This window comes from Rhizobium sp. AN80A (assembly GCF_030053015.1).
Lineage (GTDB): Bacteria > Pseudomonadota > Alphaproteobacteria > Rhizobiales > Rhizobiaceae > Rhizobium > Rhizobium metallidurans.
In genome coordinates this window covers 2,036,572-2,057,704 of sequence record NZ_JASJPX010000003.1, presented here as the reverse complement: position 1 = coordinate 2,057,704, position 21,133 = coordinate 2,036,572, and the positions used below count along the sequence as shown (strand labels likewise).

The 21,133-nt window shown below is 62.8% G+C and carries 24 protein-coding genes and 1 pseudogene; 10 read left to right on the top strand and 15 right to left on the bottom strand.

The features are described 5' to 3' along the window. Positions 1-4: 4 nt before the first annotated feature. Together P3R82_RS21805 and P3R82_RS21800 are read right to left on the bottom strand one after the other, a co-directional pair. Positions 5-517 (bottom strand): NUDIX hydrolase, encoded by a 513-nt coding sequence (locus P3R82_RS21805; RefSeq protein ID WP_283195305.1) that lies wholly within the window; start codon positions 515-517, stop codon positions 5-7. Between the two features lie 378 nt (positions 518-895). Beyond that, positions 896-1,792 (bottom strand): LysR family transcriptional regulator, encoded by an 897-nt coding sequence (locus tag P3R82_RS21800; protein ID WP_283195304.1) that lies wholly within the window; start codon positions 1,790-1,792, stop codon positions 896-898. Between the two features lie 134 nt (positions 1,793-1,926). Here P3R82_RS21800 and P3R82_RS21795 point away from each other — a divergent pair, with 134 nt between their 5' ends. The 4 genes from P3R82_RS21795 to P3R82_RS21780 all read left to right on the top strand — a co-directional run bounded on the left by P3R82_RS21795 (position 1,927) and on the right by P3R82_RS21780 (position 6,692). After that, complete coding sequence (locus P3R82_RS21795) at positions 1,927-3,366, top strand: FAD-linked oxidase C-terminal domain-containing protein (RefSeq protein ID WP_283195303.1); 1,440 nt, start codon at positions 1,927-1,929, stop codon at positions 3,364-3,366. 11 nt (positions 3,367-3,377) lie between these two features. After that, on the top strand, positions 3,378-4,583 hold the full coding sequence (locus tag P3R82_RS21790; protein WP_283196400.1) for an FAD-binding protein: 1,206 nt from the start codon (positions 3,378-3,380) through the stop codon (positions 4,581-4,583). 256 nt (positions 4,584-4,839) lie between these two features. Further along, entirely contained in the window at positions 4,840-6,171 is a 1,332-nt protein-coding gene (gene glcF, locus P3R82_RS21785) for a glycolate oxidase subunit GlcF (protein WP_283195302.1), read from the top strand. Positions 6,172-6,254: 83 nt separating this feature from the next. After that, positions 6,255-6,692 (top strand): hypothetical protein, encoded by a 438-nt coding sequence (locus tag P3R82_RS21780; RefSeq protein ID WP_283195301.1) that lies wholly within the window; start codon positions 6,255-6,257, stop codon positions 6,690-6,692. A 75-nt stretch (positions 6,693-6,767) separates the two neighbouring features. Here P3R82_RS21780 and P3R82_RS21775 read toward each other — a convergent pair whose 3' ends face one another. Further along, positions 6,768-7,439 (bottom strand): L,D-transpeptidase, encoded by a 672-nt coding sequence (locus tag P3R82_RS21775; protein ID WP_183901868.1) that lies wholly within the window; start codon positions 7,437-7,439, stop codon positions 6,768-6,770. A 121-nt stretch (positions 7,440-7,560) separates the two neighbouring features. Continuing rightward, a complete protein-coding gene (locus P3R82_RS21770; RefSeq protein ID WP_283195300.1) occupies positions 7,561-8,322 on the bottom strand; it encodes a L,D-transpeptidase in 762 nt (253 codons plus the stop codon). 213 nt (positions 8,323-8,535) lie between these two features. Here P3R82_RS21770 and P3R82_RS21765 point away from each other — a divergent pair, with 213 nt between their 5' ends. Beyond that, the gene (locus P3R82_RS21765; protein WP_183901870.1) at positions 8,536-9,165 is read left to right on the top strand and encodes a DNA-3-methyladenine glycosylase I; all 630 of its coding nucleotides are present in this window, start codon (positions 8,536-8,538) and stop codon (positions 9,163-9,165) included. After that, entirely contained in the window at positions 9,162-9,671 is a 510-nt protein-coding gene (locus P3R82_RS21760) for a hypothetical protein (RefSeq protein ID WP_183901871.1), read from the top strand. The genes P3R82_RS21765 and P3R82_RS21760 overlap by 4 nt, the downstream gene beginning before the upstream one ends. Before the next feature lie 8 nt (positions 9,672-9,679). Here the strand turns inward: P3R82_RS21760 and P3R82_RS21755 are convergent, their stop codons facing one another. The 4 genes from P3R82_RS21755 to P3R82_RS21740 form a co-directional block, all read right to left on the bottom strand. Beyond that, the gene (locus tag P3R82_RS21755; RefSeq protein ID WP_283195299.1) at positions 9,680-10,384 is read right to left on the bottom strand and encodes an HAD family hydrolase; all 705 of its coding nucleotides are present in this window, start codon (positions 10,382-10,384) and stop codon (positions 9,680-9,682) included. A 65-nt stretch (positions 10,385-10,449) separates the two neighbouring features. Beyond that, positions 10,450-10,977 (bottom strand): TadE/TadG family type IV pilus assembly protein, encoded by a 528-nt coding sequence (locus P3R82_RS21750; protein ID WP_283195298.1) that lies wholly within the window; start codon positions 10,975-10,977, stop codon positions 10,450-10,452. Then, positions 10,977-11,507 (bottom strand): TadE/TadG family type IV pilus assembly protein, encoded by a 531-nt coding sequence (locus tag P3R82_RS21745; protein WP_283195297.1) that lies wholly within the window; start codon positions 11,505-11,507, stop codon positions 10,977-10,979. Before P3R82_RS21745 ends, P3R82_RS21750 begins: the two co-directional genes overlap by 1 nt. Continuing rightward, complete coding sequence (locus P3R82_RS21740) at positions 11,507-12,850, bottom strand: pilus assembly protein (protein ID WP_283195296.1); 1,344 nt, start codon at positions 12,848-12,850, stop codon at positions 11,507-11,509. Before P3R82_RS21740 ends, P3R82_RS21745 begins: the two co-directional genes overlap by 1 nt. 326 nt (positions 12,851-13,176) lie before the next feature. Between P3R82_RS21740 and P3R82_RS21735 the strand changes: the two genes are divergently transcribed. After that, a complete protein-coding gene (locus tag P3R82_RS21735; RefSeq protein WP_283195295.1) occupies positions 13,177-14,226 on the top strand; it encodes an aldo/keto reductase in 1,050 nt (349 codons plus the stop codon). A 64-nt stretch (positions 14,227-14,290) separates the two neighbouring features. Here P3R82_RS21735 and P3R82_RS21730 read toward each other — a convergent pair whose 3' ends face one another. From P3R82_RS21730 to P3R82_RS21705, 6 genes are all read right to left on the bottom strand, one after another. Then, positions 14,291-14,662, bottom strand: coding sequence for a DUF305 domain-containing protein (locus P3R82_RS21730; RefSeq protein WP_283195294.1), 372 nt, complete (start codon positions 14,660-14,662; stop codon positions 14,291-14,293). Positions 14,663-14,735: 73 nt separating this feature from the next. After that, positions 14,736-15,110 carry a hypothetical protein gene (locus P3R82_RS21725; RefSeq protein ID WP_283195293.1) on the bottom strand — a complete coding sequence of 125 codons (375 nt, stop codon included), beginning with the start codon at positions 15,108-15,110 and terminating at the stop codon, positions 14,736-14,738. A gap of 49 nt (positions 15,111-15,159) precedes the next feature. Continuing rightward, positions 15,160-15,474 (bottom strand): BrnA antitoxin family protein, encoded by a 315-nt coding sequence (locus tag P3R82_RS21720; RefSeq protein ID WP_283195292.1) that lies wholly within the window; start codon positions 15,472-15,474, stop codon positions 15,160-15,162. After that, positions 15,437-15,715: a BrnT family toxin gene (locus P3R82_RS21715; RefSeq protein ID WP_283195291.1), complete on the bottom strand. Its 279-nt coding sequence runs from the start codon at positions 15,713-15,715 to the stop codon at positions 15,437-15,439. The genes P3R82_RS21720 and P3R82_RS21715 overlap by 38 nt, the downstream gene beginning before the upstream one ends. Before the next feature lie 65 nt (positions 15,716-15,780). Then, positions 15,781-16,536: a hypothetical protein gene (locus P3R82_RS21710; protein ID WP_283195290.1), complete on the bottom strand. Its 756-nt coding sequence runs from the start codon at positions 16,534-16,536 to the stop codon at positions 15,781-15,783. Positions 16,537-16,548: 12 nt separating this feature from the next. Beyond that, a complete protein-coding gene (locus tag P3R82_RS21705; RefSeq protein ID WP_283195289.1) occupies positions 16,549-16,749 on the bottom strand; it encodes a hypothetical protein in 201 nt (66 codons plus the stop codon). A gap of 128 nt (positions 16,750-16,877) precedes the next feature. On the opposite strand from P3R82_RS21705, the pseudogene hisS reads away from it, so the two are divergent. From hisS to hisG, 3 genes and pseudogenes are all read left to right on the top strand, one after another. Beyond that, positions 16,878-18,457: pseudogene (hisS, locus tag P3R82_RS21700) on the top strand (histidine--tRNA ligase). 180 nt (positions 18,458-18,637) lie between these two features. After that, positions 18,638-19,756 (top strand): ATP phosphoribosyltransferase regulatory subunit, encoded by a 1,119-nt coding sequence (locus tag P3R82_RS21695; protein WP_283195288.1) that lies wholly within the window; start codon positions 18,638-18,640, stop codon positions 19,754-19,756. Beyond that, positions 19,756-20,451 (top strand): ATP phosphoribosyltransferase, encoded by a 696-nt coding sequence (gene hisG, locus P3R82_RS21690; RefSeq protein ID WP_283195287.1) that lies wholly within the window; start codon positions 19,756-19,758, stop codon positions 20,449-20,451. Before P3R82_RS21695 ends, hisG begins: the two co-directional genes overlap by 1 nt. 90 nt (positions 20,452-20,541) lie before the next feature. On the opposite strand, the gene P3R82_RS21685 is transcribed toward hisG, so the two are convergent. Further along, complete coding sequence (locus P3R82_RS21685; RefSeq protein ID WP_183901886.1) at positions 20,542-20,988, bottom strand: DoxX family protein; 447 nt, start codon at positions 20,986-20,988, stop codon at positions 20,542-20,544. Positions 20,989-21,133: the final 145 nt, after the last annotated feature.

Here is a 21,133-nt window from a genome sequence, read left to right as displayed (position 1 = left end):
GGAATCATTCAGCCGGAATCTGCTTCAGCGCCATCGGCTCGCGCTGCGCGGCCATGCGGCGCTTGAAGAGCAGAAAGAGATCGCGCAGCTCGGGTTCGTTGACGCGCTTTGCGGCCTCGTCGCAGGACACCCACTCGAAGCGCCGCTCGCCCTTTTCCTTGAAACTCTTGGCGATCGTCGAGACTTCGAGCACGTAGACCTGAACCTTGCAGGTCACCTTCAGCCCGTTCTTCAGCACCTTTGGATAGTGATAGCAGCCGATCGTCTGGCTCTCGACCGTCCCGCGCACGCCGGCTTCTTCGTAAGCCTCCTGGGCGGCGACCTCATAGGAGGTCTTGCCCTCCATCGGCCATCCCTTGGGGATCACCCAGCGGCCCGTATCACGGCTGGTCAGAAGCAGCACCTCGAGCGCGCCGGTCTTGCCCTTCAGCCGATAGCAGAGCGCAGCATATTGCTGGCGCGGTGGGCGCCGGAACATCAGCTGAACATCGGAGGCGAGGCGGGTAAGAAGGCTCAACGGTCGGGTCACCTTTATCGGTTATGTGCACATGTGCGAATATTAGTGTCTCATGGAAAGCTTGCGCGATCCATGTGCGTGGTTTGCTTTCGGTTCAGGCTTTATATCTATCAATAGAGCCTTTCGTTTTGGTTTCGGTTTCAAGAAACCGCCATTGAATGCTCTATTTCCGTCACGTCGAGTGCCACTTAATATGATATTGACTTTCGTCATAATCAACGAAGACGTAACGACGCATGCCGATAGGCCCAAACATTGGCAATTCTGCGTCGGTTCTCCACAGAAAACATTGCCCGGCTAACGTCCTTATAGGAGGATCTCGGTTGCCGAAGGCCTGTTCCGGCAGCGTGTATGGCGCAATGAGTCGGCATGGTCTCGTCACCGCTCCCAGTAGGGCACCGGGCCATAAAGCTCGGCGAGATAATCGATGAACAGCCGCACCTTGGCCGGCAGGAACTGGCGGCTCGGATAGACGGCTGACAGCGCCACGTTGCGCGATCCCTCATGGGCCGGCAGCACCTGTATGAGCTGCCCGGATTTGAGCTCCGCGCCGATATCCCAGGTCGAGCGCAGCGCGATACCGAGGCCGGCGATGACGGCCTCGCGGATCACCTCGCTGGAGTTGGTGATGAGCATCCCCTCCGGCCGGATCGACAGCGCGCCATCCGGCCCTTCGAGCCGCCAGACGTCGTTATTGTGTGCCGGCAGGCAGCGGTGGCGCTTGAGATCGTCGATGCTCTCGGGCGTGCCATTGGCCTTGAGATAGTCGGGCGACGCGCAAAGCACCCGGCGCACCGGCGCCAGTCGGCGGGCGACGAGGCTGGAATCGGTGAGCTCCGCGATGCGGATGGCCAGATCGAACCCGCCGCCGACGATATCGCTGAATTCGTCGGAGAGCACGAGGTTGATGGCAAGATCGGGGTGGGCGTCCATGAAGTTTTTCAGGTGCGGCGCGATGTGCATGCGCCCGAAGGAGGTCGGCGCCGAGACCTTCAGCGTCCCGTGCATCTGCGCCGAGCGTCCGGAAATATAGAACTCCGCCTCCTCGAGCCCGGCTAGGATGCCGAGCACCCGATCGTAGAAACCCTGGCCGGCTTCGGTGAGCGAGATCTGCCGCGTCGTGCGCTGGAGGAGCCGCGTTCCCAGCCGGTCCTCTAGCCGCTTGATACGCTTGGACACCACCGCCGGCGAGAAGCCGAGCGCCCGCCCGGCAAGCGACATGCTGCCCGTCGCCGCCACCTTGGCGAAGATTTCGAGATCCCCCAGATTGGTCATGTCGCCCCGATAATTTCTTATTTTGTCATAAGTGCTTAGCATTTGCGCCAGATTGGGGAAAGTGTTAAGCCCGAAGCCTTGGCAGTATGGAGGATACGGCCGGTTTCGCCCTGGATGGCGAAGGGAGGAAAGGCATGTCCGACGCCATTTCGTTTCTCGCCCCGCGCGCCGATGTCATGGCGCGCCGCCGGCAGATCGTTGCCGATCTGGCCGATCTCCTGCCGCCGGAATGCCTGGTTTCCGAGCCGCGCGAGCTGATGCCGTTCGAGACCGACGCCTTCGTCTCCTACCGCCGCATGCCGCTGGCCGTCGCGCTGCCACGCAGCACGGCCGAAGTCGCGGCGGTGATGAAATATTGCCATCGCTACGGCATCCCCGTCGTCCCGCGCGGCGCCGGAACCTCGCTCTCGGGCGGTGCCATCCCGCAGGAGGATGCGGTCGTCGTCTGCGTCTCGAAGATGAACCGCATCATCGAGATCGACCTTTTCAATCGCGCCGCGGTGGTCGAGGCGGGCGTGACCAATCTCAACATTTCCGAAGCCGTCTCCGCCGATGGCTTCTTCTACGCGCCCGATCCGAGCTCGCAGCTCGCCTGCACCATCGGCGGCAATATCGGCATGAACTCCGGCGGCGCCCACTGTCTGAAATACGGCGTCACCACCAACAATCTGCTCGGCGTGAAAATGGTGCTGGTCGATGGCACGATCATCGATCTCGGCGGCAAGGGGCTGGATGCCGGCGGCTACGATCTTCTCGGCCTCGTATGCGGTCACGAGGGCCAGCTCGGCATCGTGACGGAAGCGACGGTGCGGCTGATCGCCAAGCCGGAAGGTGCGCGCCCGGTGCTCTTCGGCTTCCCGACCTCGGAGGAGGCGGGTTCCTGCGTCGCCGATATCATCGCATCCGGCATCATCCCCGTCGCCATCGAGTTCATGGACAAGCCGGCCATCGAGATCTGCGAAGCCTTCGCCAAGGCCGGCTATCCGCTCGATGTCGGTGCGCTTCTGATCGTCGAGGTCGAGGGATCGGAAGCCGAGATGGACGTCATGCTGAAGGATATCGTCGACATCGCTCGCCGCCATGGCGTCAGCACCGTGCGCGAATGCCAGTCGGCCACGGAAGCAGCGCTCATCTGGAAGGGCCGAAAATCCGCCTTCGGAGCCACCGGCCGCATTGCCGATTATATCTGCATGGATGGTACCGTGCCGCTCAGCCAGCTCTCCTACGTGCTGAACAAGACCTCCGAGATCATCGAGCGCCACGGCCTGCGCGTCGCCAATGTCTTTCACGCCGGTGACGGCAACATGCACCCGCTCATCCTTTTCAACGCCAATGATCCCGAGGACGCCGCCCGCGCCGAGGCGGCCGGCATGGAGATCCTCAAGCTCTGCGTCGATGCCGGCGGCTGTCTCACCGGCGAACACGGCGTCGGCATCGAGAAGCGCGATCTGATGCGTCATCAATATTCCGATGCCGATCTCTTTCAGCAGATGGCCGTCCGCGCCGCCTTCGATCCCGGCTGGCTGCTCAATCCCTCCAAGGTCTTCCCGCTCGAAGGGCGCCAGCCCCAATGATCGATCCCGGCATAATTGACCTGTGTCCGACCACGGAGGAGGAAGCCGCCGAGATCATCCGCGCCCATGCGCAGGCGGGCACGCCGCTGAGCATCGCAGGCGGCAACACCCGCTCCGGCTTCGGCAATGCTGTGACAGTCGAACACCGCCTGCGCTCGACCGCACTCTCAGGGATCGTCGCCTACAATCCCGGCGAGATGGTGCTCACCGCCCGTGCCGGCACGCCGCTTGCCGAGATCGAGGCGGCGTTGGCCAAGAGCGGCCAGACCATGGCCTTCGAGCCGATGGATCACCGCCCGCTGATGGGCACATCCGGCGAGCCGACCATTGGCGGCATCTTCGCGGCCAATGTTTCCGGCCCGCGCCGCCTGATATCGGGCGCCGCCCGCGACAGCCTGCTCGGCGTCCGCTTCGTCAATGGGCGCGGCGAGGCGATCAAGGCCGGCGGGCGGGTGATGAAGAACGTCACTGGTCTCGATCTCGTCAAGCTGATGGCCGGTTCGCACGGCACGCTCGGCCTCATCACCGAGGTCACCTTCCGTGTGCCGCCCAAGCCCAAGTCGGAAGAGACGATCGTGATCTCGGGCCTCAACGACGCCGAGGCCGCCAATGCCATGGCCGCGGCAATGGCCATGCCGGTCGAGGTCTCGGGCGCCGCCCACCTGCCCATGACCGTCGCCTGGACCTTCCTCGGCAACCGGCTGCCCGAGGGCGAGGCGACCGTGCTGCGCATCGAGGGCCTGCCGGCCTCCGTTACCACGAGAGCCGAAAAGCTCGCTGCCGCCATGGCCGCCTTCGGCCCGGTCGCGCGCCTAGGTCGCGATGACAGCGCCATCCTCTGGCGCGAGATCCGCGACGTGAAACCCTACGCCGATGGCGGCCCGCGCCCCGTCTGGCGCGTCTCCGTGGCGCCTTCGGTCGGCCACCAGCTTGTCGCAGCCCTCCGGTTGGAGACCGGCGTCGACGCCTTCTACGACTGGCAGGGCGGTCTCGTCTGGATGCGCATGGAAGCCGACGCCGAAGCCGGTCTGCTGCGCCGTTTCATGCACATACTCGGCGGCGGCCACGCCACACTGATGCGCGCGCCTGATGCGATGCGCGCCGCGACCTCGGCATTCGAGCCGCAGGTCGATGCCGTGGCGCGGCTCTCGGCGCGGGTGAAGGAGAAGTTCGATCCTGTGGGCATTTTCAGTCCGGGGAAAATGGGAGGATGGTGATGGTGTGGTCTCCAGCTATGTGCGGGAAAAACCCCTCCCCAACCCCCTCCCCACAAGGGGGAGGGGCTTGATGGGCGCGACGTCCTGGCCATAGATCGCGACCTCTCAACGCCCGCTAGCGAGAGAATGAAGCAAGGCAAATCCCCCAGGTTAGCCCCTCCCCCCTTGTGGGGGAGGGGGTTGGGGAGGGGTGTTTTATCTGAGGGGTCTTCATCGCCCCGCGACGCGCACGATAACAGGGGGCCGTTAGCCTGACATGCAAACCAACTTTACCCCCGCCCAGCTTTCCGACCCCCATGTCGCGGCCTCCGAGCAGATTTTGCGCAAATGCGTCCATTGCGGCTTCTGCACCGCCACCTGTCCCACCTACGTCACGCTTGGCAACGAGCTCGACAGCCCGCGCGGCCGCATCTATCTCATCAAGGACATGCTGGAAAATGACCGGCCGGCCGATGCCGAGGTGGTCACCCATATCGACCGCTGTCTCTCATGCCTCGCCTGCGTGACGACCTGTCCCTCGGGCGTCGATTACATGCACCTCGTCGATCACGCCCGCGCCCATATCGAAAAGACCTACAAGCGCCCCCTCATGAACCGGCTGACGCGCGCCATCCTCGCCGCCGTTCTGCCTTATCCTGGCCGTTTCCGCCTGGCGCTTCGGCTTGCCCGCGTCGGCAGGCCGTTCGAAGGCCTGTTTCGTCGCCATCAGGCGCTGAAACCCTTCGCCGCCATGCTGGCGCTTGCCCCGCGCAGTCTGCCCGCACCCTCGCATCTGGCGACGCCGGCAACACACAGGGCGAAGCAGGGCGAGAAGCGAGGACGCGTCGCGATCCTCACCGGCTGCGCACAACAGGTGCTCGACCCCGCCATCAACGCAGCGACCATCCGGCTTCTCACTCGTCTCGGCGTCGAGGTGGTGGTGCCCAGGGGAGAAGTCTGCTGCGGCTCGCTGGTCCATCACATGGGCCGCGAGGAACAGGCGCTGGCAAGCGCCCGCGCCAATGTCGACGTCTGGACCCGCGAGATCGAAGAGGGCGGGCTCGACGCCATCATCATCACCGCGTCCGGCTGCGGCACGACGATCAAGGATTACGGCCACATACTGCGGCTCGATCCTCTGTATGCCGAAAAAGCCGCCCGCATCTCAGCGCTTGCACGAGACGTCACCGAATACCTGGCGACGCTCGACCTTCCCTCGCACATGCCGAGGGGGCTGACGGTCGCCTATCATTCCGCCTGTTCGATGCAGCACGGCCAGAAGATCACGCTGGCGCCGAAGCAGCTCCTGAAGGCGGCGGGCTTCACGGTGCGCGATCCGGCCGAAGGCCACCTCTGCTGCGGCTCGGCCGGCACCTACAACATCATGCAGCCGGATATTTCCGATGCGCTCAAGGCCCGCAAGGTGAAGAATATCGAAGCGACGAAGCCCGATATCATCGCGACCGGAAATATCGGCTGCATCACCCAGATCGCGTCAGGCACCGCCGTTCCCATCCTGCACACCATCGAACTGCTCGACTGGGCCTATGGCGGTGACATGCCGGAAAAGCTGTTGGCCAAAACGCGTGGCCGGCAAAGTTCACGGTAAGCAAATTTAGCAGCCAGAAAAATTTAAGGGTTTCGGGCTAGCCTCGGGCGGCCGGATCGTCCGGCGGCATCTGGAGCTCAAGCATGCATCGTTTCATCCTGGCGTTCGCCGCTCTTCTCGGCGCCACCGAGGTCGCACAGGCCAACAGCCGTTTCTTCTGTTCCGCCGACGACAAGAATGTCCGCTTCACGATCGAAAGCGGGTTCAAGGACGAGCCGGGTCATGAGCTCAATCATTTCAGGGGCGCATTCATCCTCAAGAACGAAACCGCGCCGCAGCCGCTTGGCCGCGTCACGCTCGATTCCGATAGCCTGAGCAATCGCTGGTCGCACAATGGCGAACTGCGTCTGGAAGTGCTCTACGATGGCGGAAAGGCGGCGGGCGGACAGAGCGTCAATCTCACCATCTCCGCCGAGCAGCCGAATGGCGCAACGGCGTTTCAGGGCGTCTACGACATGGCGGTCTATGGCGGCGAAAAGCCGATCGCGTTTAACGGCAAGGTAAGCTGCGGCGCGAAATAGCATTTCCTCGACCACGAGGGAAACAGGCGGCCGGCTGGCCACCTGTCCTGATCATCGCGAGCACTGCACGCGTGTTCAGCCGCCGAACAGCGTTCTGAGCACGTCGACGCCGCGGTCGTCGAAGGCGACGTTGCCCTGCTTGTTGCCGGGACCGACGACGATCACCTTGGTGCCGACGGGAACCCGCTCGTAAAGCTGCTCGACATCCTTGTTGACCATGCGGATGCAGCCCGACGACAGGTTGAGGCCGATCGTCCAGGGCTGGTTGGTGCCGTGAATGCGGAAAATCGTGTCGCGGCCGCCCTGGTAGAGATACATCGCGCGCGCGCCGAGCGGATTGTCGGGACCACCCGGCTGCACGGCGGGCAGCTTGTTTCCGGCGCGGGCCTCGCGGGCGCGCATTTCCGCCGGCGGCGTCCAGGTCGGCCATTCCGCCTTGCGCCCGACCTTCACCACGCCCGACCAGCCGAAGCCTTCGCGGCCGACGCCGATGCCGTAGCGCGTGGCCCGGTTGCGGCCTTCGACGAGATAGAGATATTTGTTGACGGTATCGACGATCACGGTGCCGGGCGCTTCGTCGGTGATGAGGCGAACCACGCGCTTCTTGTATTGCGGCTTGATCTGCTGGCTTTGCTTGACGCCACGCACGGCATCGGTTGCCGTCATCACGGGCTCGGCGCTGGCAACGGCCACCATGCCCGACAACGCGACGGCCACGGCCGCCGCGAGCAGAGATATTGTCTTCATATCGATTCCCCTCCAAGGCACGATCGCCGCCAAGGCTAATGGAATCGACCGGGATTTCAAGCTTGGAACCCCTGAAGATGCCGGGGCGGCGGGAAGGAGGCTCCCCGCCGTCCACGGTCACTTACATCACGACGACCCGGGCGCCGACTTTGACGCGCTCGTAGAGATCGACGATGTCTTCATTGCGCAGGCGAATGCAGCCCGAGGAGACGGCGACCCCGATCGTCCATGGGGCATTGGTGCCATGGATACGATAGAGCGTGGAGCCGAGATACATGGCGCGTGCGCCGAGCGGATTTTCCGGTCCGCCGTCCATGCGCGCCGGCAGGTAGCGTCCCTTCGCCGCCTCGCGCGAGATCATGTCGGATGGCGGCGTCCAGTTCGGCCACTCGGCCTTGCGGCTGACCTTCTGCACGCCCGCCCACTCAAAGCCCGGCTTGCCGACGCCGACGCCGTAGCGTCGCGCCTTGCCATCCGTCATGACCAGATAGAGGAAGCGGTTGTTGGTATCGATGACGATGTTGCCGGGCGCCTCCTTCGTCTGGTAGTCGACGATCTGCGGCAGGAACTGCGGCTGTAGCTGGCTGCGGATCACCGGAATACCGGAGGTGGCGGCCGACGCCGGCTGCGCGGCGGGCGCACGGCGCACGGCGCGCGGGGCAAACAGCCCGCGCGGCTGCTGCACGACGACGGGACGCTGGTAGGCGACCGGACGCTGGTAGACGACGGGGCGAACATTGCCGCCGTTGAGCTGCATGATCCACGGTGCGGCGAGATCGGGGCTCAGCACCACAGGCGGACGGGAAACGTAACGGTCGTCGCCAAGGGCGGCCGTGGAAAGGACGCCGAGCAGAGCTGCGGCGAGCAAAACGGATTTCATCATCGGACGAACTCTCTACAATGGCCGAAAATGGACGGGCGGCATCCGCCACCTGCCGATCATGCTGCCACCGTGCCCGCCAGCGAATGGTAAATTCGCATTCATTAAAAGCCGAACCGGACCATAAACTTTTCATCAGGGTTATCGTTCGGTTTGGAAACAGGGTTTGCAAATGGTAAAGCCGGATTCGCGGGGCACTGAAACGAATGGGACGTGATGAGCGACACAGGCATAACGATCGGTGAGGACGGCAGGAGCCGGTGTCATTGGCACGGCAACCTGCCGGATTATCTGCGCTATCACGACCAGGAATGGGGCAGGCCGGTCACCGACGATATCCGCCTGTTCGAGAAGATCTGCCTCGAAGGCTTCCAGTCCGGCCTCTCCTGGCTGACCATCCTGCGCAAGCGCGAGAATTTCCGCGCCGCCTTCGCCGGTTTCGATTTCGAGAAGGTGGCGCTGTTCACCGACGAGGACATCGAGCGCTGCGTGGCCGATGCCGGCATCATCCGCCACCGCGGCAAGATCGTCTCCACGATCAACAATGCCCGGCGCGCGATAGAGTTGCGCGACGAATTCGGCTCGCTGGCGCACTATTTCTGGAGCTACGAGCCCGGTCACAACGAACGCCCCAAGGTGGTCGACCGCGCCACCATCATGGCCAATCCGACGACGCCGACCTCGGTCGCGATCTCCAAGAATTTGAAGAAGCGCGGCTGGACCTTTGTCGGCCCGACCACAATTTACGCATTCATGCAGGCAATGGGTCTCGTCAACGATCATCTGGAGGGCTGCTACTGCCGCTTAGAAGTAGAGGCGATGCGCGAGGCATTGATACGTCCATGAAGAAACTGATGGCAACGACGATCGCCGTGGCGGTGATCGCTCCCGCCGCGATGGCGCAGACACCGGACCTGCAGCGTGGCGAAAGGCTGGAAAAGCTGCAGTTTCCGGCGGTGACGATGGAGCTCAAGGGCTGGACGAAATTCGGCAACGGCAAGGTCTACACCTTGCCGATCAAGGCCGGCCAGCGCGTGAAGATCGATTTCACGACGAAGAGCCAGTTCGCCTTCCTGGCGATCTTCGATCTGGCGGCACCCGACGACGAGGCGATCTTCGGAACCGACGAGAACGGACAGACCTTTGAGACGACGGCCAAGCAGGACGCCACCTGGCTGATCCGCCCCTATTATTCGAAGGCCTCGCCAAGGCGTGGCCTTGGCGCGCCCTACAGCATTCTGGTGGAACCGCAGGCGGCCTCGACCGCGCCTGCCCCCACGGCACCAGCAACGCCCGCGCCAGCCCCCGCCAAAGACAGCGAGCCGGCGCCGCTTTTCCCGTTGCGCAAATAAGCCGGGCTCTAGCCGAGGCTGTCGATCACGCCGCGCAATTCGCCGAGACGTTCGATCTTGCGAAAGCGCGGCGCCTCCGTCGGCTCCTCGACATGTTCGAGCACCCAGGTCAGCTCATGCGGCACGAACACGCCGTAGCTGCCGGCCGCGATCGCCGGCACGATGTCCGATTTCAGCGAGTTGCCCACCATCATCGCCCGTTCCGGCCCGCCGCCGATCTTGGAGAAGATCCGGCGATAGGTGACGGCCGTCTTGTCGGAGACGATCTCGACGGCATGGAAGAAATCCCCGAGCCCGGATTGCGCCAGCTTGCGCTCCTGGTCGAAAAGGTCGCCCTTGGTGATGAGCACCAGCAGGTAATGGTCGGAAAGGGCGGCCAGCGTCTCGCGCACTTCAGGCAGCGTCTCGACCGGGTGTGACAGGAGATCCCGGCCGGTATCGAGGATCTGCGCGATGACGGAAGCCGGCACGTTGCCCTCGGTGATCTCGATCGCGGTCTCGATCATCGACAGCGTGAAGCCTTTGATGCCGAAGCCGTAATGCTGGAGATTGCGCTTTTCCGCGGCAAGCAACCGCTCCGAGACCACCTTGCCCTCGGCGTAATCAGAGAGCAGGTCGGTGAAATGCGTTTCCGTCAGCCGGTAGAATTGCTCGTTCTGCCAAAGCGTATCGTCGGCATCGAAGCCGATCGTGGTCAGCGTGCGGGTCGTCATGGGCGCCCCCTCTTGTTCATGCAGAAACAATTAGGAGCCTCGCGCCCTTGCCGCAAGGGATGGCGTCACTGATAGACGATGGCGCCGATGAAGCGCGGGCGCGAAAACGCCGTCTCCGCGAATGTCATTGTGCCGAAGCCGAGGATGTTCGTCATCGCGGTATAGCTCGCCGCACCCTCGACATAGATCACCGAATCTCCGTCGGTCAGCTCAGGCAGCGACGAGGCGTTGAGGACCTGTGCCTTCAGCAGGCCGGCCGTGCCGCTCTCCTTCGTCCAGTCCAGCCTGTAGGCCCCGGCGGTCTTCTTGATGCTGGAGATCCGAAGCGCGATCGGCGCGGTGCTGTTCTGCTGCAGATGCGTGAAGACGCTGTAGAGATTGGACACGAAAGCATTGTCGATCGAGGTCTGCCGCGAAATAACGTCGGCGACGATGCCATTGGCCTGCACGATGTTCTGGTAGGTCCGGTACAAGTCGAAAACCGTGATGCTGGCCAGAAAGAAAAACAGCAGGATCGGCGCGAGAAGGGCGAATTCGATTGCCGACGCACCGGAGCGCTCGTGGATCAGGCGGGAAAAGGCGTGCTTGAACATCAGGTCGGCTCGTTGACGAAGGCAAAGCTGGAGGTCAGCTGGATGGCGCCCGTGTTGTCCTTGGGAAAACTCAGGCCGAAGCCGAGCCCCGGCACCAGCGGATCGACCACATAGCAGGCGCGGGTGAAGATGATCTGCGACGGCTGGCCGGAATTGTAGCTGGTGACGGGATCGATGGCGACGGACCGGTCGACGCAGGGCGTGCCCGTCGTCGGAAAATCGGCGGCCTTGGTCACCGGCGTAAACTCGATTCGGATCGACTTGACGCAATCGCTGAGGATCAGGGCTTCCTTGCAGACCGACGCCTTGAAATCGGCGTAGCTCATCTTGGCGCCGTTGATCTGTAGCGCGCGTGAACTGCGGCTAACGGCGCGGTCGAGCATGATCGACTGCGTCATGATGAAGCCCGCCTCGAAGATCGAGAAGATCACGGCGAAGACGATCGGCGCCAGGATGGCGAATTCGATCGCCGCCGCCCCGTTGCGGTCGCCGAGAAAGCGGCGCCGCCCAATGGAAAAGCCCGTTCTCATCACTGCGTCAGTCTCAGTTTGCGGATCGATGTCGAGATCGACTTGAACGCGTCGCCGATGCCGGCGCCGGAGGCCTGGTAGAAATGCGCCGAACTCGTCGCGCAGTTCTTCATGCTGTTGATGGCGGTCTGGTCGCTGCCGAGCTCGAAGCCGATGGTGAAGATGGTGATGCCCTTGGACTTCGCGGTCGTGCAGATCTTGCTGAGATAGGACGCCGTGTCGCCGGACATCGTGTTGTTGCTCGGGCTGAGATCCGGCGAGCGCGTGTAGTCCTTCGGGCGGAATTGCGCGGTGATCACGCCGTCGGTCATCAGGACCAGCACCTTCATGGTATCGGCGTCGCTGAAGCTGGAGGGACGGTTTGAGAACTTCGAGGACATCTGGCCGCTGGCGATCGCCGCCTGGACGATGCTCGACGAGGCGGGATTGAGCAGCATGTAGCCCCACTGCATCGCATTCTGCGTGCCGGTGCCGTCATAGAGCTGCAGCGCGTTCAGCCGGGCCTTGAGAACGGTCGCGTCGTTGGAGAAATAGGTGATCGCGTCCTCCTCGCCGGGGCACCACCACCACTTTTTTTCCTTGTCCGTCGTGTTGTAGTTCCAGTTCGTGAAGATCGGCAGGTTCGAACGGGCCTTGAAGCTCGGGATCGCATCGCTGCCGTAGCCCGCATTGTCGAGCTCGAAGCATGATCCCTTGTAGGTCGGGTCCTTGGTCGGCTGCGCCTGGCCGGTCAGGCGCGTGCCGCCGAGCTTGTCGAACACCGCGGCCCCCACGTTGACGTGGCCCGCATAGGGCACGACGCTGATCGTCGTGTAATCCTTGGTATCGTCGGTCAGGATCTGGTCGATGAACTGCTGCGAGGCGACCTTCAGGTTCTTGATCTTGCTGCCGACCATCGAACCGGACATGTCGAGCATCAGCGACAGCTCGATATTCTGCTTGGCCTCTTCGGCGCTCGACGCCGTCCTGATCGTCAACGTCTTGACGCCGGCCAGATGCATGAAGGCGGTGTTGATCGTGTAGGAGGCGTTGGCCGAGATCTTGCGCGAATTCATCGCGGTCGCCTCGGAGAAGTTGATGACCACGTCCGCGCCGTAGGCGAGATTGTTCATGTAGCTTTTCAGGACGTCGGCGGTCTTTTGCTTCTGCGACAGCGACGCCGCGGCTAGCACGCCGCGATCAAGCCCATCCTGCATCTCGACGCGCACCGCTTCATAGCGCGCCAGGTCGACCCCGGCGCCGCCCGCCAGGGTCAACGGCACGAAAAGCAGCGCGACGATCATCGCCACATTGCCGCGCTTGTTGCGCAGCAGTGAACTCACAAGCTGAACCAAGGATGTCATGATTGCCCCCGCATCTGCGAGGATTGTTTAGGTGGATATCAATTAGAATTTTATGAATCCATAGGGAAAGTGCTGTAAATACAATCACTAAGAGCGATAATTGCGTAGTGCAATCATGGTTGTGCGCCAATGAGTTGCGGGCGTCCTAAATTGTTGCAACCGGTGCGTATCGCATGAGCCGTTGAAACCGAGCGCGCGAAACTTATGTCTGATGGGTTCATGCCTGCCGCGCCGCGCCATGCCAGCCCCGTGCCGCCCAAAAATCCTAGAACCGGGATAATTCGTCCGCCGGCGCTGCCGCGGTCCTCACAAGGAAACGTTTCAACATGCGTTACAACCAGCTCGGAAATACCGGCCTGTTCGTCTCTGAAATCTGCCTGGGCACCATGACCTTCGGCGCCGCCGACGACAAAAGCCCCTGGGGCGCCATCGCCGATGTGGACCAGAAGGCGGCCGATGCGATCGTCGGTCGGTCGCTGGCTGCAGGCGTCAATTTCATCGATACCGCCGACGTCTACTCTTTCGGCGATTCCGAGAAGCTGCTCGGCCAGTCGCTGAAGAACCTCGGCGTGGCCCGCAAGGATGTCGTCATCGCCACAAAGGTCTATGGCGCGATGGGCGACAAGCCGAACGATCGCGGCGCCTCTCGCGGCCACATCATGGATTCGGTCGAAAAAAGCCTCGAGCGCCTGCAGACCGATCACATCGATCTCTACCAGATCCACGGCACAGACAGCGTCACCCCGATCGACGAGACGCTGAGGGCCATGGACGATCTCGTCTCGCGCGGGCTCGTGCGCTATGTCGGCGTTTCCAACTGGCAGGCCTGGCGTATCGCCAAGGCGCTCGGCATATCGGAACATCGCGGCTTTGCCCGCTTCGAGACCGTGCAGGCCTATTATTCCATCGCCGGCCGTGACCTCGAGCGCGATATCGTGCCGATGATGAACGAGGAGAAGGTCGGGCTGATGGTCTGGTCGCCGCTGGCCGGCGGGCTGCTTTCGGGTAAGTACGGCCCCGGCGCGCCTGGGAACGGCGAAGGCCGCCGCGCTGCCTTCGACTTTCCGCCCGTCGATAAGGACCGCGCCTGGGCCTGCGTTGCCGTCATGCGCGAGATCGCCGAAAAGCAGGGCGTCAGCGTCGCCACCGTGGCGCTCGCCTACGTGCTTGCCAAGCCCTTCGTGACATCGGTCATCATCGGCGCCAAGCGCATCGAGCAGCTCGACCAGAACCTCGCAGCCGTCGCGCTGAAGCTCGACGCCGACGACCTGAAGAGGCTGGACGAGGTGAGCGAACTGGCTCCCGAATATCCCGGCTGGATGCTGACCCGCCAAGGCGTCGGCCGCCGCCCGCAGCCTTTCGAGCCGAAGGGCTGAGCGCGGATTGAAGCGCCGGACGCCGGGGAGACCGGGCGTCCGGCTTGTCATCGATGAGGCGGCCTTACTTAGCGTTCGCCTTCAGCCATGCCTGCATCTCGGTGATCTCGGCCTCCTGCGCCTTGATGACGCCCTCGGCAAGCTTGCGCATGTCGGCATCCTTGCCGTATTGCAGTTCCACCTTGGCCATGTCGATCGCTCCCTGGTGATGGGCGATCATGCCGCGCACGAAGTCGACATCGGCGTTGCCGCTGTATTCGATCATCATGCCCTTGTGCATCTTGTTGTTGGCCTCTGAAAAGGCGCGGCTGGACGGGCCGTCGTCACCCATCGGCATGCTCATATCCATGGTCTTGTCTTCCGCGCCTGCGGGAAGAGCGGTGAGCGAAAGGCCGGCGACGAGCCCGGTCGCGAGAACGAGTAGTTTAAAAGACATGGGATATCCTTCCTCTGTCTGGCAATGAAATCCAATGCGGCCGATAGCGCCGCGTTTCTCAGGGTCTTGATTGTCAGATCGGACGGGGAGGGGGAGCCAGTGGCGCCGGCCTTGCGTCGGGAAGAGAAAGCGCGATCGCCGGCGAGGGATAGGAGAACGCCTGCTTGCCATCGTCGTGAACGATCACGTCGACGGGCACGACCAGGCAGGCGGAACACAGCGGCATGTGCGTCATGCCGCCGCCCTCACAGGGGCTCTTAGCCGACGCCGGGACCTTCATGCTGTCCCCCATCTCCATATCGGCCATAGCTTGATGCGACATGCCCGTGCTCATATCGGCAGCGGCAGGCCGGTTCATCGACGCGCACATGGGGCATCCGGCCCACGCGAACATCGTTCCGTAGGCCAGCCAGGCAAGCATCATCGTCGCGATAGACAGCAGGCGCATCGGCAAAACATAAGCAAGTGCGCCACCAATGCCAAGACGTCGCGTTGCGCTAATCGAGCTTGGCGGCCTTGCGCAGCGCATCGTTGATCCGCCCCTGCCAGCCCTTGCCGGTCGCCTTGAAGGCGTCGATCACGTCGGGATCGAGCCTGAGCGATATCTGCCGCTTCGGGCTCTCCACCGCCGGCCGGCCGCGTGAACGCCTGATGCTCTCGGCAAGCTCGGGAAAGACCTCTGCAAAGGGGCGCGCCTTCTTGAAGTCCTCTTCGGTCCACTCGGGATTGTCGGGGTCGTCGGCGATACCACGTTGGATCGCGGCCTCCTCCTCGTCAGTGAGGTCGAGGATCTTTCGACTGGAATTGTTCATAGAGCCTCCTTTCCTGGCGGCTTGCCCGGCGCATCGAGATGACCGATATGCCCTCGCTCCCGAGAACAGCGAAAACGACGGCGATCACATCCTCGATCAGGATGCCCACGGCCTTCAGCCTCTGGCTCCTGGCGTCGAGGATCAACGCCGCCGCGAAGAAATCCTCATCCAGGTCGCGAAAGTCCAGCCCATGCTTCGCAGCATTGCGGACACGTTTCGGCTCATCCCAAACGATCTTCATCGATACGATATCGCAAAATAAAAGTGATACAATAAATCTTTGATTGCATCACGATATCTTGCAATTCAGCAGACCGCAATCACCTGATGCACGACCTGGTAATCCGGACTTTCCTCGCCGATCGGCACCACCGGCCAGGCCCATGCCGCCCGCGCCTCCGGCACTGCGACCCCGTGCATCAGATCGCTCTCCTCACGGGTCTGCCCATTGCGGTCGATCACGGCATAGGAGATGTCGGTGACGAGGCAGCTCTTGAACGGCATGCGCGACAGCCCGGAGATATGCGCCGCGATCAGCTGCTCCACCGTATCGTCAGGCATCCGCTCGCGCCCCGCCTCGAACCGCCGCTGAACGCCGCGCCCGACCTGCGAGAGCAGATTGGCCGAAACGACGAGGTCGAGATAGGGCACGTTGCGCAGGAAGCCCAGTGGCTCCGGCTGTTCGCCGGCCGCAAGCGCGTCATAGCCCGAGAGATCGCGCTCGATCAGCCGGACATTGCGATAGGCCTTGCGGCGCATCTTCATCCTGACCGTCGCGACATGCACGAGATCGATCAGAACGACAGTATCGAAGTTGGCCGCCAGCTCCCGGATCGGCACGTCGCGCAGCAGGCCGGACCCCAGAACCACGGCCGTCCGCCGCTGCTTGCAACCCGCCATGGCGACAAGGATCGCCCGCCGCGTATTCTCCTCGTGCTCCGCCCACTGCCGGCTGCAACGATTGGCGCGGGACCACAGATTGACGGAGTAGCGGATATATCTGCGGTGCGGCTTGCTGGTGAAGGGAAGGGTGGCGGCATAGAGGAGGGCTTCTGCGATCATGGTCAGTCGAAGTTATTTCAACCCCCAGTTCGGATCGTCCTTTGCCAGGAGTTCGTATTCGGCTTCTGCTGCTTCCATCTCGGCGATATCCTCAAGATACTGCTCGATCACCTCATAGGCATACTTCTCCACCGACATCTCGGCTTCGGCCGCATGTTCGCTCAACACCCGGTATGATTCGTCAGACAATTCGACGGTGATACGCTTGCCCATGGTTAAATCCTTTGCTGATGCCAGGATAATAGCAGTCCGGCATTGCCTTCGCCAGCCACCACCCTTGCCGCATCCGGCCCTTTCCGCTAGGAAACCGCCACTGCCACACCGAGCGGAAGACGTTGGAAATGAACGACAAGCAGAAGAAACCACAAAAGCTCAAAGCCAGACTTCCCGCGGCTTCGTCGATCGTTCGGCGGCCGATATTCGCGCCGTCAACGAGATGACCGCGAAGATCCGCGAAGTCTATGAGCATTATGGTTTCGATCCTGTCGAAACGCCGCTCTTCGAATACACCGATGCGCTCGGCAAGTTCCTGCCGGATGCCGACCGGCCGAACGAAGGCGTCTTCTCGCTGCAGGACGACGACGAGCAGTGGATGTCGCTGCGCTACGACCTGACGGCGCCGCTCGCACGCCATGTCGCGGAAAACTTCAACGAGATCCAGCTGCCCTACCGCACCTATCGCGCCGGCTATGTCTTCCGCAACGAAAAGCCCGGCCCCGGTCGTTTCCGCCAGTTCATGCAGTTCGACGCGGATACGGTCGGCGCGCCAGGCGTCCAGGCCGATGCCGAGATGTGCATGATGATGGCTGATACGCTCGAAGCGCTTGGGATAAAGCGCGGCGACTACGTGATCCGGGTGAACAACCGCAAGGTTCTCGACGGCGTTCTGGAAGCGATCGGCCTCGGCGGCGACGACAAGGCAGCCCAGCGTTTGAACGTGCTGCGCGCCATCGACAAGCTCGACAAGTTCGGTCCCGAAGGGGTGAAACTCTTGCTTGGCCCAGGCCGAAAGGATGAGTCCGGCGATTTCACCAAGGGCGCTGGTTTGGACGATGAACAGGCCAATTTCGTTCTGGCGATGACGCACGCCACGATAGCCATTCAAGGTAAGGCTGGCGACGGTGAGGCGTATGGATCTGCAGCGGCTTTGACGCCGCATCCGCAATTTCCATTCAATGAATATTTTAATAAAACCGGAAATATGTCCTTCGGCGAGGGTGTTGCCGAACTCTCTTTTATAAGAGCACTGGTCGTCAGTGCAGGATATGACGAGAGCCGCATTAAAATTGATCCTTCTTGTGTCCGCGGTCTTGAATACTATACCGGTCCCGTCTTCGAAGCCGAACTCACCTTCGACGTCACCAACGAAAAAGGCGAAAAGGTCGTCTTCGGCTCCGTCGGCGGCGGTGGTCGTTATGATGGTCTGGTCTCCCGCTTCATGGGTCAGCCGGTTCCGGCAACCGGCTTCTCCATCGGCGTCTCGCGCCTGATGACGGCGCTGAAGAACCTCGGCAAGCTCGGCCAGAGCGAAGTCGTCGAACCCGTCCTCGTCACCGTCATGGATGGCGATGTCGAGGCCATGGGCCGCTACCAGCGCATCACCCAGGAGCTTCGCCAGGCCGGCATCCGCGCCGAAATGTACCAGGGCAACTGGAAGAAATTCGGCAACCAGCTGAAATACGCCGACCGCCGCGGCTGCCCCGTCGCCATCATCCAGGGTGGTGACGAGCGCGCCGACGGCGTCGTGCAGATCAAGGACCTGATCGAGGGCAAGCGCCTCTCCGGCGAGATCGAGGACAACGCCTCGTGGCGTGAAGCCCGTGTCGCGCAGGAGACCGTGTCCGAAGCCGATCTCGTGGCCAAGGTGAAGGAAATCCTGGCGGCGCAGGCGGAAGATCGCAAGCGAGCCTCTGATGTTTGACAAACCCCTCCCCAACCCCCTCCCCCACAGGGGGGAGGGGCTTTTGGCCGCACCGGCCTGCCCAATCCATCGTTGGCAGGCGCTGCTACGTTTCAGTTTTTGCTCGACTGCCACCCCGACTTAGTCCCTCCCCCTTGTGGGGGAGGGGTTGGGGAGGGGCCTTTATTTGGGAGCAATCCCATGCCCCTGATCAACCTCCCAGCCTTCTCCGAAGACCTGCTCGCCGAATTCGCCGCCCGCCGCACAGAGCGCGTGGATACGCCAGTCATCCAGCCGGCCGAACCGTTTCTCGATATCGCCGGCGAGGACCTTCGCCGCCGCATCTTCATGACCGAGAGCGAAACCGGCGCCAGCCTGTGTCTCCGTCCGGAATTCACCATCCCCGTCTGCCTGCGCCATATCGAAAGCGCCATGGGCACGCCGAAGCGCTATGCCTATCTGGGCGAGGTCTTCCGCCAGCGCCGCGAGGGCGGCAATGAGTTTTATCAGGCGGGCATCGAGGATCTCGGCGATATCAACATCCCGAGCGCCGACGCCCGCGCCATCGGCGATGCGGCCGGCGTGTTGTCGCGGCTGCTGCCAGGCAAGAAACTGGCCGTCACGCTCGGCGATCAGGCTGTCTTCGAAGCCGTCGTCCAGGCGCTCGGCCTTCCGCTCGGCTGGCAGAAGCGGCTGATCCATGCCTTCGGCGACACCACCCATCTCGAAGCGCTGCTTGCGAGCCTGGTCAGCCCGCAATTCGTCACCGGCCTCAGCGACGATATCGCGCGCCTCCTGGGCGCCGACGACGAGGAGGCGCTGGTCGCCCATATCGACGCCACCATGCAGGCGACGGGCTATTCCACCAATGCCAGCCGTTCGCCGCAGGATATCGCCCGCAGGCTGAAAGAGAAGCTGATCCTCTCGGAAACCCGGCTCGATGACGCGGCCTTCCTTGTCCTCAAGGAGTTCCTGTCGCTCAACGTGCCGCTCATCAACGCCTCGGCGGCGCTTTCCGGCTTCGCCGATGCCGCCGGCCTCAAGCTCGGCAATGCCCTGTCGCGCTTCGATGGTCGCGTCGCGGCACTCGCCAATGCCGGCGTCGATCTCGCGCTGATCGATTATCGCGCCGCCTTCGGCCGCCCGCTGGATTATTACACCGGCCTCGTCTTCGAGATCGGCGTCGAGGGTTCCGATGCCGTGCTCGCCGGTGGCGGCCGCTTCGACAAGCTGATGACGCTGCTCGGCGCGAAAGAACGCATCCCGGCCGTCGGCTTCTCGCTGTGGCTGGATCGCATCGAAATGGAAAGGGCCGCCTGATGACCATTACCATCGCGCTGCCCTCCAAGGGCCGGATGAAGGACGACGCCTCGGCCATCTTCGAGAAGGCCGGCATGAAGATCACGGCCGTCGGCAACGACCGTTCCTATCGCGGCCGCGTCGAAGGCTGGGACGATGTCGAGGTCGCCTTCCTCTCGGCTTCAGAGATTTCCAAGGAGATCGGCAACGGCACCGTCGATTTCGGCGTCACCGGCGAAGACCTGATCCGTGAAGGCCTGGCGGAAGCCGACAAGCGCGTCGAGTTCTGCGCCCGCCTCGGCTTCGGCCATGCCGATGTCATCGTCGCGGTGCCGGAGATCTGGCTCGATGTCGACAGCATGGCCGATCTCGGCGACGTTGCCACCGATTTCCGCGCCCGCCACGGCCGCCGCCTGACGATCGCCACCAAATACTGGCGGCTGACGCAGCAGTTCTTCTCGCGCCAGCATGGCATCCAGCTCTATCGTATCGTCGAGAGCCTGGGCGCCACCGAGGGAGCGCCGGCATCCGGCTCGGCCGATATCATCGTTGATATCACCTCGACGGGCTCGACGCTGCGCGCCAACCACCTGAAGATCCTGTCGGATGGCGTCATCCTGCGCTCCGAGGCCTGCCTCGTACGTGCCCGCAAGGAAAGCCACGCCGACGAGCCTTCCGTTGCCCGCCTCATCGAAGCCGTCCGCGCCGCGCTCTGACATCTATCGTCGTGATTGCTCACGAAAAAGCCCGCCGCCAGATGCACTGACGGCGGGCTTTTCATGCTTGGGAGGCTTAAGTGGCGCCGATTATGCGGCAGCCGGCAGGGCGCCGCGGCGCGCGTCGATCGAGTAGAGGCCCGGGCCGAAGGTGGCGAGCAGGATGTAGGCGCCGGCAAGCGTGACGTTCTTCATCAGCATGATGCCGTTGAGAGCGTTGATCCAGCCGAGAGCGGCATCCGGCCAGCCGGGAACGGCAACGGTGCCGGAGTGGAACACAGCGCCGGTGAAGACGCAGAACGCGGCCAGTGCCCAGCCGACGATCTTCGTCTGGAAGCCGACGAGAACGGCAAGACCGGTGACGAGTTCGAACAGGCCGGCGAGGTAGGCAAGCGCGGTGGCGGCGGGCAGGCCGGCGCCGGTGATCATGCCGGCGGTGCCGGTCGGGTCGGTCAGCTTGCCGAAGCCGGAATAGATGAAGATGAAGGAGAGGAGGATGCGGGCGACGAGAATGACGACGTTCTGGCTATTGGACATGGAACTGTCTCCGGTTGAATGAGTTGAGACCGCTGTGCCCCGGCACGTTCGTCGATCTCGTATGCACTGTTTTTCCTCTTTTTTAGTATCTATGGAAAGATAGACGGAAGCTGACACTTCGTTCAGCAATAGTGAACGATGATGG

Excerpts from the sequence above, each read along its gene's own strand:
- P3R82_RS21715 (WP_283195291.1), bottom strand. The coding sequence starts at position 15,715 with ATGAAGATCGTTTGGGATGAGCCGAAACGTGTCCGCAATGCTGCGAAG.
- P3R82_RS21760 (WP_183901871.1), top strand. The coding sequence starts at position 9,162 with ATGAAGAAACTGATGGCAACGACGATCGCCGTGGCGGTGATCGCTCCC.
- P3R82_RS21780 (WP_283195301.1), top strand. The coding sequence starts at position 6,255 with ATGCATCGTTTCATCCTGGCGTTCGCCGCTCTTCTCGGCGCCACCGAG.
- P3R82_RS21795 (WP_283195303.1), top strand. The coding sequence starts at position 1,927 with ATGTCCGACGCCATTTCGTTTCTCGCCCCGCGCGCCGATGTCATGGCG.
- P3R82_RS21775 (WP_183901868.1), bottom strand. The coding sequence starts at position 7,439 with ATGAAGACAATATCTCTGCTCGCGGCGGCCGTGGCCGTCGCGTTGTCG.
- P3R82_RS21730 (WP_283195294.1), bottom strand. The coding sequence starts at position 14,662 with ATGTCTTTTAAACTACTCGTTCTCGCGACCGGGCTCGTCGCCGGCCTT.
- P3R82_RS21770 (WP_283195300.1), bottom strand. The coding sequence starts at position 8,322 with ATGATGAAATCCGTTTTGCTCGCCGCAGCTCTGCTCGGCGTCCTTTCC.
- P3R82_RS21750 (WP_283195298.1), bottom strand. The coding sequence starts at position 10,977 with ATGTTCAAGCACGCCTTTTCCCGCCTGATCCACGAGCGCTCCGGTGCG.
- P3R82_RS21740 (WP_283195296.1), bottom strand. The coding sequence starts at position 12,850 with ATGACATCCTTGGTTCAGCTTGTGAGTTCACTGCTGCGCAACAAGCGC.
- P3R82_RS21745 (WP_283195297.1), bottom strand. The coding sequence starts at position 11,507 with ATGAGAACGGGCTTTTCCATTGGGCGGCGCCGCTTTCTCGGCGACCGC.
- P3R82_RS21685 (WP_183901886.1), bottom strand. The coding sequence starts at position 20,988 with ATGTCCAATAGCCAGAACGTCGTCATTCTCGTCGCCCGCATCCTCCTC.
- P3R82_RS21725 (WP_283195293.1), bottom strand. The coding sequence starts at position 15,110 with ATGCGCCTGCTGTCTATCGCGACGATGATGCTTGCCTGGCTGGCCTAC.
- glcF (WP_283195302.1), top strand. The coding sequence starts at position 4,840 with ATGCAAACCAACTTTACCCCCGCCCAGCTTTCCGACCCCCATGTCGCG.
- P3R82_RS21695 (WP_283195288.1), top strand. The coding sequence starts at position 18,638 with ATGCCCCTGATCAACCTCCCAGCCTTCTCCGAAGACCTGCTCGCCGAA.
- P3R82_RS21765 (WP_183901870.1), top strand. The coding sequence starts at position 8,536 with ATGAGCGACACAGGCATAACGATCGGTGAGGACGGCAGGAGCCGGTGT.
- hisG (WP_283195287.1), top strand. The coding sequence starts at position 19,756 with ATGACCATTACCATCGCGCTGCCCTCCAAGGGCCGGATGAAGGACGAC.
- P3R82_RS21710 (WP_283195290.1), bottom strand. The coding sequence starts at position 16,536 with ATGATCGCAGAAGCCCTCCTCTATGCCGCCACCCTTCCCTTCACCAGC.
- P3R82_RS21720 (WP_283195292.1), bottom strand. The coding sequence starts at position 15,474 with ATGAACAATTCCAGTCGAAAGATCCTCGACCTCACTGACGAGGAGGAG.
- P3R82_RS21705 (WP_283195289.1), bottom strand. The coding sequence starts at position 16,749 with ATGGGCAAGCGTATCACCGTCGAATTGTCTGACGAATCATACCGGGTG.
- P3R82_RS21755 (WP_283195299.1), bottom strand. The coding sequence starts at position 10,384 with ATGACGACCCGCACGCTGACCACGATCGGCTTCGATGCCGACGATACG.
- P3R82_RS21800 (WP_283195304.1), bottom strand. The coding sequence starts at position 1,792 with ATGACCAATCTGGGGGATCTCGAAATCTTCGCCAAGGTGGCGGCGACG.
- P3R82_RS21735 (WP_283195295.1), top strand. The coding sequence starts at position 13,177 with ATGCGTTACAACCAGCTCGGAAATACCGGCCTGTTCGTCTCTGAAATC.